We start from the raw sequence: 8,452 nt of genomic DNA on the forward strand, positions 1-8,452 counted from the left end.
CGGTGCCTGCCGTATCAGCAGCCGCAACTCCTTGGCGTCCGCGCCGAGTTCGACCCGCGGAAACCACTCCCCGGTGCGCGGCAGCGCGGCCGTCACGTCCTGCCGAGCCCCAGGTCGGCCGTGCGGGCGGTTATCTCCTCGGGCGCGAGGGGGCTGGCCAGGAGGTCGTTCTCGAAGATCTCGACGCCGTCGAAGCCGGCGCGTGCGGCGGCGGTGAGCTTCTCGGTCAGGGTGCCGCTCAGGCAGACGGTGGCGATGGACTTGCGCATGCGCGCTCCCGAGGTCGATCCTGATGGTCCGCTTGATGGTTCTATTGGTCCACTGGACGGTCACTCTAGGCTGCGCGCCGCGGTCGAACAAGGGGCGGTCTGTCCGGGCCCTCCGCTCCTCCGGTCCTCCGCTCCTCCGCTCCTCAGTCTCCGACCGTGCAGATCTTCCCCTTCGCGTCCAGTCGGCCGTAGAAGATCTGCTGCGGCTGGCGGTCGCTCTGTCCCGCCCGCACCGGCACCCGGAAGAGGGCGACGGCGTGTCCGCAGGGCTCGCCCTTGCGTCCCGGGGAGAGATCGAAGTCCCCGGTGGCGCCCCGCAACTCCTGCATCAGGAGCGTCCGGGCGACCATCCCGGGTTGGGAGAGAGCGATCCGGGTCGCCTCGTACAGGAGGGTCGCGGCGTCGTAGGACAGAGCCGTCGTCCCGTCCTCGAACAGGGGGTCCGAGGCGGCGGGAGTCTGCTTGCGGCCGAGGGCGTCGGCGATGTCGACGGGCAGCTCGGAGTCGCCCAGCGTGTTGAGCGGAGCCGCGAGCGCCGCGTAGTGGAGGGTGGCCCAGCCCGGCAGTTCGTCGAGGCCCTTCACGGCGAGGGTCTTGGTCATGTCGTCGCCGGTGAGGAGGGCCACCTTGAGCGGTCGGGAACAGCTCACGTGCTTCATGGCCCGGCCCAGATCGCCCAGTTGTTCGGCGCGGCCGGTGAAATAGACCAGCGCGGGGCGCCGGTCGCACAGGGGTCCCTTCAGGTCGGCCACGGTCAGGCTGCCGTAGCTCTCCTCGCGGACCTTCAGTCGGGCGCCCCTGGGCCCCAGTTCTCCCACGGCGGCCGCGGCCTGCTGCAGACTGTAGGGATCGCCGCCACCGGGCGGGGTGAGGACGAGGGCGTTTGCGCCGGCCCGCACCCCCGCCACCCGCCCCATGCCGATGACGTGACGGAAGGCCCTGGCCTCCTCGCTGTTCGTGGCAGCGAGACCGAAGTAGTTCGGTTGTTCTTCGAGGTCGTCGTCGGAGTTCATCGGGTCCAGGACGGGCAGCCCCACCGCCCGCAGTTTCTCGATCGCCTCGCCGGTGTCCTTCCGGTCCCGGCTGAGTCCGACCACGCCCACCACCTCCTCGCGATGAGCCCGCACGTAGTCGACGATGGTGTCGACCGTCTCGCCCTGCCGGATCATGCCGTGCGCGCCGTTGGCCACCAGGAGCACGATCTTGGGCCGCTCGGCGGTGCCGTGGGCGTTCTGCTTGTTGACCGCCTTCTGCTTGGCGTAGACGCCGGCCAGTTCACGCAGCCCGTTGAGGGCGGTGGCGGGATCGCCGCCCGGCTCGGCCGTCACCTCGCCCGCGTAGATCATCACGACGTGCCGCCCCGCCGATCGGGCCTGCGCGTTCTCCTCCCCGATGCGCTCCATCAGGCGCTCCAGGTCCCAGCCCGCGCCCACGCCCGTGCCGGTGCCGGGCTCCCCGGGGACCGCCCCGTTCAGCTGCACCCCGCCCGTACCGAACACCGCACCGCCGTCGGAGATGCCGTAGCACTCGGTGTCGTTCAGCCGGACGGTCTCGCGGTCGAAGGCGTGCAGCAGGGGCAGTGGGCGACAGGTGTCGGCGCGGTCGGCCACGTACCAGCCGGTCGCGCCCAGGGTGGCCAGCACGGCGAGTGCGGCGACCAGCCGCGGGGAGCCGGGGAGCCGGCGGGTCGGGCCGAGCGGGGAGGTGTCGTGCGGCTCGGTTCCGGTCGTGGTGAGCAGTTCGGCGGGCAGCCGGATCGGCAGCACCCACGGCAGGTTCGAGGCGACGCTCGGCGACTGGCCGATCCGCAGATGGTCCCGGACCCAGGCCCGGTACAGGGCCGTCGGATCGGGGACGATCTCCGCGCCGGTGAAGGCCGGTGCCACCACCGCGGGGGCGTCGAGCTCGCCCTCGTCCGCCTGGGCCAGCCCGGCGACGACGAGCAGCGGGTCCAGCTCACTGCGGCGGCTGCGTACGTCGCTGATGACCCTCAGCAGGACGATCCCGCCGTTGCGGCGGGTGGCCCGGGGGATGAACACGACCGGTGGCGTCACATGACGTCGGGCACGGCCCACGGGCCGGGTCCGGAAGTTGGAGCGCAGGTCGTCCAGCAGGGCCAGGGCGCGCAGTTGGAGGTAGAACTGGCGGGCCCGGTCGCGTTCGTCGCCCTCGGGCCCGGCGATCGCCCGGTGGAAGATCTGCGCCACCTCGTCGGCCCGTGCCGCCCTGGTGGCCCGGGACAGCCGCGGCCGCCACGCCGACCAGACCGGTGGGCAGGTGGTCGCGGTGGCCAGGAACGTCGTGGTGGCCAGCCACCGGCCGGCCCGGCCGTGCCAGGGCAGCAGCCCCTCGTACTGCCGGGCCCACGCCCTGCCCCCGACCGCGAGCAGCAGCCCGGCCAGCGCGCCCAGCACCAGCCACCCGCGCGTCGCGGCGGCGGCCCCGATCGCGGCGACCAGGGTCGCGCCGACGAGGTTGGCCGGGCTCAGCACCGTCCGCAGCGCCTGCTGCGGCCGGCTTCCGGTCTCGCCGTCAGCCGGGGTGGGCCGCCAGCGCATCCGCTCCAGGCGGGTCAGGACGGAGTGCTCGTCGTCGGCGGTCGCCGCCTCCTCCACGGCCGCCAGCAGCTCGGAGCGCGCGAACACGTACGGCTCGGAGTGCGGCCGGCGATGGTCCTTCCAGGGCTTTCCGGCCAGCTCACGCAGGACCGAAAGGCCCCGGTGGAAGTCCTCTCCGTCCTGGTCGTCCGCCACCACCCGGCAGCGCAGTCCGCGGCGCTGGGAGGTCTCCCGGATGAACTCCACGCCCTTGGACACCGCCTCGTCCGCGGCCGCCTGGTCCGGATCGGGGGTGGCGCGCAGGACCACCAGCGGCATCGGCGAGCGCAGCGGATGGAAGCGGGTGATCAGTTCGGTGCAGAGCCTTGCCACCCGGTCCGTCGCGATGTTCGGCGCGTAGTCCGTGTCGCCCTGTCCCCATGTCTCCATGCGGCCTCCCGTGCTCCCCGCGTTTTGTTGGACGGGAAGCTAGAGCGCGGCCATGCACGCCGGGGAGCCGACGCGAAAGGCTTCACTCGCACGGGTGCCTGCGGCACATGACGGAGGAACCCGGCGCGCAGATGCTCTATGGGGTCCGTCCTGCAGATCTTCCGGACCGCTCCGCGGTGCGATCGGGAGACACTCGCATCGATGCGCGTTGTTCATGGTCCACGGAGCGGACTACGGTCGGACCAGCACCGGGCGGTCGACGCGCCCGGGGACGCGAGGAGGCGGCGAGTGAGCGAGGAACAGGGACGGGCGGACGGCGACCGCGAGCCCGACCAGCAGGCCACCGGCGTGCGCAGTGTGCGCCGCGCCTTCGACATCCTCGCCCTCCTCCGGGAGGACCGGCCGGTGATCACGCTGCGGGAGGTCACCGAGGCGACCGGGCTCGCCAAGACGACCGCGCTGCGCCTGGTGCAGACCCTGGAGGAGACCGGGCTGCTCAGCCCGCACACCTCCGGCTACACCGCGGGGCCCGCCCTGTGGCGGTGGGCGTATCTCGCCCGCGGCCAGTGGGAGGTGCCCCAGGAGACCCGCAAGGTGATGCGGGACCTCGCCGACCGGCTCGGCGAGACGGTGAACCTCTTCGTCGCCCGGGGCGTGCACCGCATCTGCGTGGCCCACGAGGAGAGCCCGCACCCGCTGCGCCATGTCGTCGACGTGGGCGACGAGCAGCCCCTGTGGGCCGGCGCTTCCTCGAAGATCCTGCTGCGCGACGCCTCCGAGGAGCTGCTGCGCAGGGTCGCGTCCACCTCCCCGCAGGGCGTGGGCCACGTCGAGCAGCTGCGGGCCTGGGCGGCGGAGGCGGCCGAGCGCGGGTACGCGGTCAGCAGCAGTGAGTTCGACGAGGGGCTCACCGCCGTCGCGGTCCCGGTGACCGGCCGCACCGGCAGGGTCGCCGCCTCGCTCTCCCTGAGCGGCCCCAGCCACCGCTTCCCCTACGAGGCCGTCGAGCGCTTCGCCACCGAACTCGGCCAGGGCGCCCGGATCGTCTCCGGCCAGGGCTTCAGCCATCCGCTGAGCAGCGACGCCTGAGCCGACGCGGCGCCCGAGTGACCCGTGAGCGTGCCGTCCGGTCGTCGGCCGGGCGGTGCGCGAGGTATTGACGCTTCCCGTGGGATCCCTATCATCCAACTCGCTCGACTATGGGAGCGCTCCCACTCCCATGACCTCCCGCACCCCCACATCCGTACGAGGAGAGTCATGAACCTTCTCCCCCGCCGCGCCGCCCTCCTGGGGCTGGTGGCCGCCACCGCACTGGTGGCCACCGGAACCGCGACGGCCGTCCCCGACGTCACGATCCAGGCCTCGACTCTGGGCGCCCAGGCGGCCCAGTCCGGGCGGTACTTCGGCGCCGCCGTGGCCGCCGGAAAGCTGGGCAACTCGACGTACGCGACGATCCTGGACCGCGAGTTCAACTCGGTCACGCCCGAGAACGAGATGAAGTGGGACACCACCGAGCCGTCCCGCGGCTCGTTCAACTTCGGTCCCGCGGACCAGATCGCGAGCCATGCGGCCGCCCACGGGCAGCGGCTGCGCGGCCACACCCTGGTCTGGCACTCCCAACTGCCCAGCTGGGTCAGCTCCACCACCGACGCGGCCACGCTGAGCAGCGTGATGAACAACCACATCACCCAGGTCATGAACCACTACAAGGGTCGCGTCTACGCCTGGGACGTGGTCAACGAGGCGTTCGCCGACGGCACCAGCGGCGCGCGCCGGGCCACGGTGTTCCAGAACGTCCTGGGCAACGGCTACATCGAGCAGGCCTTCCGCACCGCCCGGACGGCCGACCCGGCGGCCAAGCTCTGCTACAACGACTACAACATCGAGAACTGGACCGCGGCGAAGACCCAGGCGGTCTACCGCATGGTCCAGGACTTCAAAGCGCGGGGCGTGCCCATCGACTGCGTCGGGTTCCAGGCCCACTTCGGCAGCAGCGGTCCCCCGTCCAACTTCCAGACGACACTGTCGAGTTTCGCGGCGCTCGGCGTGGACGTGCAGATCACCGAGCTGGACATCGCGCAGGCGCCGTCGACCGCGTACGCGAACACGGTCCGGGCGTGCCTGAACGTCTCGCGCTGCACCGGCATCACCGTGTGGGGCATCCGGGACAGCGACTCCTGGCGCGCCTCGGAGAGCCCGCTGCTGTTCGACGCGAACGGCAACAAGAAGGCGGCGTACAACGCGACGCTGACCGCGATGGGCGGAACTCCGGTGGCGGCGGTTCGTGGTTCGGCGAACGCGGCCGCGCTGCCCGGTAGTTACAGCTGGAGCTCCAGCGGGGTCCTGATGTCCCCGAAGTCGGACTCCACGCACACCATCGCGGGGCTGAAGGATCCCTCGGTCGTGTACTACAACGGCAAGTACCACGTGTTCGCGAGCGTGGCGAGCGCCTCGGGGTACGGCCTGGTGTACCTGAGCTTCACCGACTGGTCGCAGGCGGCCTCGGCCACGCACTACTACCTCGACCGCAGCGCGATCGGGGCCGGTTACCGGGCGGCGCCGCAGGTGTTCTACTTCGCGCCGCAGAACACCTGGTACCTCGTCTACCAGACCGGCAACGCGTCCTACTCGACGAACAGCGACATCTCCAACCCGAACGGGTGGAGCGCGCCGCGGAACTTCTACTCGGCGATGCCGGACATCATCAAGCAGAACATCGGCGGCGGTTACTGGGTCGACATGTGGGTGATCTGCGACAGCGCCAACTGCTATCTGTTCTCCTCGGACGACAACGGTCATCTGTACCGCTCGCAGACGACGCTCGGACAGTTCCCGAACGGCTTCACCAACACGGTGATCGCGGCGCAGGACTCCAACAAATACGCGCTGTTCGAGGCGAGCAACGTGTACAAGGTCCAGGGCGGCAACCAGTACCTGCTGTTGGTGGAGGCGATCGGGTCGGACGGGCGGCGCTACTTCCGCTCGTGGACGTCGAGCAGCATCGCCGGTTCCTGGACGCAGCTCGCGGCCAGTGAGAGCAATCCGTTCGCCCGGGCCAGCAACGTCGGCTTCCCCGCAGGCAGTTGGACCAAGGACATCAGTCACGGCGAGATGATCCGCGCCGGGTACGACCAGACGCTCACGATCCCGGCCTGCCGTCTCCAGTACCTGTACCAGGGCAAGGATCCGAACGCGGGCGGTGACTACAACAGTCTGCCGTGGCGGCTGGCGCTGCTGACGCAGACCAACTCGGCCTGCTGACAGAGGGGTTGATGGGGCCCGGTCCCGCATCATGAGGGGACCGGGCCCCGATGGTCGGCTCTTCGTCTGGCGCTCAGGCCTTCTCGTCGAAGCTCGCGAAGTAGGCGGCGGCCATGTCCTCGTCGCCGTGTCCCTGGGCGGCAGCGCGCTCGAAGCGCTCGGCGCTCGCCGCGGCCACGTCGAGGCGCACGCCGTTGATCTCGCCGGCCTGCACGATCAGACGGGCGTCCTTGGCGGCGGTGGAGACCGCGAAGGAGGCGGGCGAGAGCTGCTCGTTGAGGACCAGGCCGGTCTTGGCGCGCAGGTAGCCCATGTCCAGCGGTCCGCCGTCGATCGCGTCGAAGAAGTGCTGCGGCTCCACGCCCAGCGCCTTGGCGAGGGCCAGCACCTCGCCCGCCGCGTTGGTCACGGACAGCACCCAGCTGTTGGCGACCAGCTTCAGACGGGTGGCGCTGCCCTCGCCACCGTCCTCGCCGGTCCACACCGTGCGCGCGCCGATGGCGTCGAAGACGGGGGCCACGGCGCCGCGGCCGTCGGACGGTCCGGCGGCGAGCACCAGCAACTGCCCTGCCTCGGCGGGCTGTCGGGTCCCGAGGACGGGTGCGTCGAAGAAGGTCAGGCCCTGCTCGTCGGCGAAGGCCGCCAGGTCGGCGATCGCCTCGACCCCGGCGGTGGTCGACTGCACCCACGCGGTGCCGGGGCGCAGTGCGGGGGCCGCCTGCCGCATGACGTCCAGGGCCGCGGGACCGTCGTACAGGATGGTCAGGACCACGTCCGCGCCCTCGACCGCCTCGGCGGGCGTGTCCGCGATGTGCGCCCCGTCGGCCGCCAGCGGCTCCGCCTTCGCGCGGCTGCGGTTCCACGCGCGGACGGTGTGCCCGGCACGGGCGAGGTTGCGGGCCATCGCGGCGCCCATGATGCCGGTGCCGAGGACAGTGACGGTGAGCTTGTCGGTCATGACGTCAACTCCTGCGAAGGGATGGGGATACGACTGTCCGGGTCCGAGCTTGCCGGACGCGGCGCGGACGAGTACGGCAAGCCACGACCTAACCCAGCGGCTTCTCCAGGATCGCCTTGCGGTGGCTGAAGGTTTCGATGGAGTAGCGGCCGTGGTAGTTGCCCATGCCGCTTTCGCCGACTCCGCCGAAGGGGAGGTCGGAGACGGTGAGGTGGGCGAGGGGGAGGCCGTAGCCGAGGCCGCCGGAGGAGGTTTCGGCGGCGATGCGGTGGCGGGTGGTGTCGTTGTCGGTGAAGACGTAGAGGGCGAGCGGCTTGTCGCGGTCGTTGATGAAGGCGATCGCGGAGTCGAGGTCGGGGACCGTGACCACCGGGAGGATCGGGCCGAAGATCTCCTCCTGCATCACGGGGGACGACGGTGAGACGTCCGCCAGGACGGTCGGCGCGATGTACTTGGTCGTACGGTCGCTCGCACCGCCCACGATCGTGCGGCCCGAGTCGAGCAACCCGGCAAGCCGGTCGAAGTGGCGTTCGTTGATGATCCGGCCGTACTCGCCGGAGGTGGCCGGGTCGGCGCCGTACAGCTTCTCCACGGCGGTCGCCAGCAGCGGCTCCAGCGCGGCCGCGGTCTCCGGGTCGGTCAGGACGTAGTCGGGCGCGACACAGGTCTGCCCGGCGTTCAGGAACTTGCCGCGCGCCAACCGGTCGGCGACCACGGCGAGATCGGCGTCGCGGTCGACGAACGCCGGTGACTTGCCGCCGAGTTCGAGGGTGACCGGCGTCAAGTGCTCGGCGGCCGCACGCAGGACGACCCGGCCGACCGCGCCGTTGCCGGTGTAGAAGATGTGGTCGAACCGCTCGGCGAGCAGCGCGGTGGTCTCGGGGATACCGCCCTCGACGACGGCCACGGCGTCGGTCGATGTGCAGCGACTCACGGCCGGTGAAACGGGTGTTGCGACGCGGCACCCCGCCCCACAC

Annotated in this window: 6 protein-coding genes and 1 pseudogene; 2 read left to right on the forward strand and 5 right to left on the reverse strand. The window is 71.2% G+C overall.

What is annotated here, in order from left to right:
- The 3 genes and pseudogenes from ABZ896_RS50755 to ABZ896_RS50765 all read right to left on the reverse strand — a co-directional run.
- A pseudogene (locus ABZ896_RS50755) lies at nt 1-102 on the reverse strand (aminotransferase class IV); the annotation flags it as partial.
- The gene (locus tag ABZ896_RS50760) at nt 93-269 is read right to left on the reverse strand and encodes a hypothetical protein (RefSeq protein ID WP_360945678.1); all 177 of its coding nucleotides are present in this window, start codon (nt 267-269) and stop codon (nt 93-95) included. The pseudogene ABZ896_RS50755 and the gene ABZ896_RS50760, both read right to left, overlap by 10 nt.
- A 143-nt stretch (nt 270-412) precedes the next feature.
- A complete protein-coding gene (locus ABZ896_RS50765; RefSeq protein ID WP_360945664.1) occupies nt 413-3,256 on the reverse strand; it encodes a hypothetical protein in 2,844 nt (947 codons plus the stop codon).
- A gap of 288 nt (nt 3,257-3,544) precedes the next feature.
- Here ABZ896_RS50765 and ABZ896_RS50770 point away from each other — a divergent pair, with 288 nt between their 5' ends.
- Nucleotides 3,545-4,345, forward strand: coding sequence for an IclR family transcriptional regulator (locus ABZ896_RS50770; protein ID WP_360945667.1), 801 nt, complete (start codon nt 3,545-3,547; stop codon nt 4,343-4,345).
- 168 nt (nt 4,346-4,513) lie between these two features.
- Nucleotides 4,514-6,517 carry a non-reducing end alpha-L-arabinofuranosidase family hydrolase gene (locus tag ABZ896_RS50775; RefSeq protein WP_360945670.1) on the forward strand — a complete coding sequence of 668 codons (2,004 nt, stop codon included), beginning with the start codon at nt 4,514-4,516 and terminating at the stop codon, nt 6,515-6,517.
- 73 nt (nt 6,518-6,590) lie between these two features.
- On the opposite strand, the gene ABZ896_RS50780 is transcribed toward ABZ896_RS50775, so the two are convergent.
- Entirely contained in the window at nt 6,591-7,475 is an 885-nt protein-coding gene (locus ABZ896_RS50780) for an NAD(P)-dependent oxidoreductase (protein WP_360945672.1), read from the reverse strand.
- Nucleotides 7,476-7,563: 88 nt separating this feature from the next.
- Nucleotides 7,564-8,452: aldehyde dehydrogenase family protein (locus ABZ896_RS50785; protein WP_360945675.1), on the reverse strand; the 889-nt coding region annotated here is incomplete at its 5' end.

This window comes from Streptomyces sp. NPDC047072, assembly GCF_040643855.1.
Classification (GTDB): domain Bacteria; phylum Actinomycetota; class Actinomycetes; order Streptomycetales; family Streptomycetaceae; genus Streptomyces.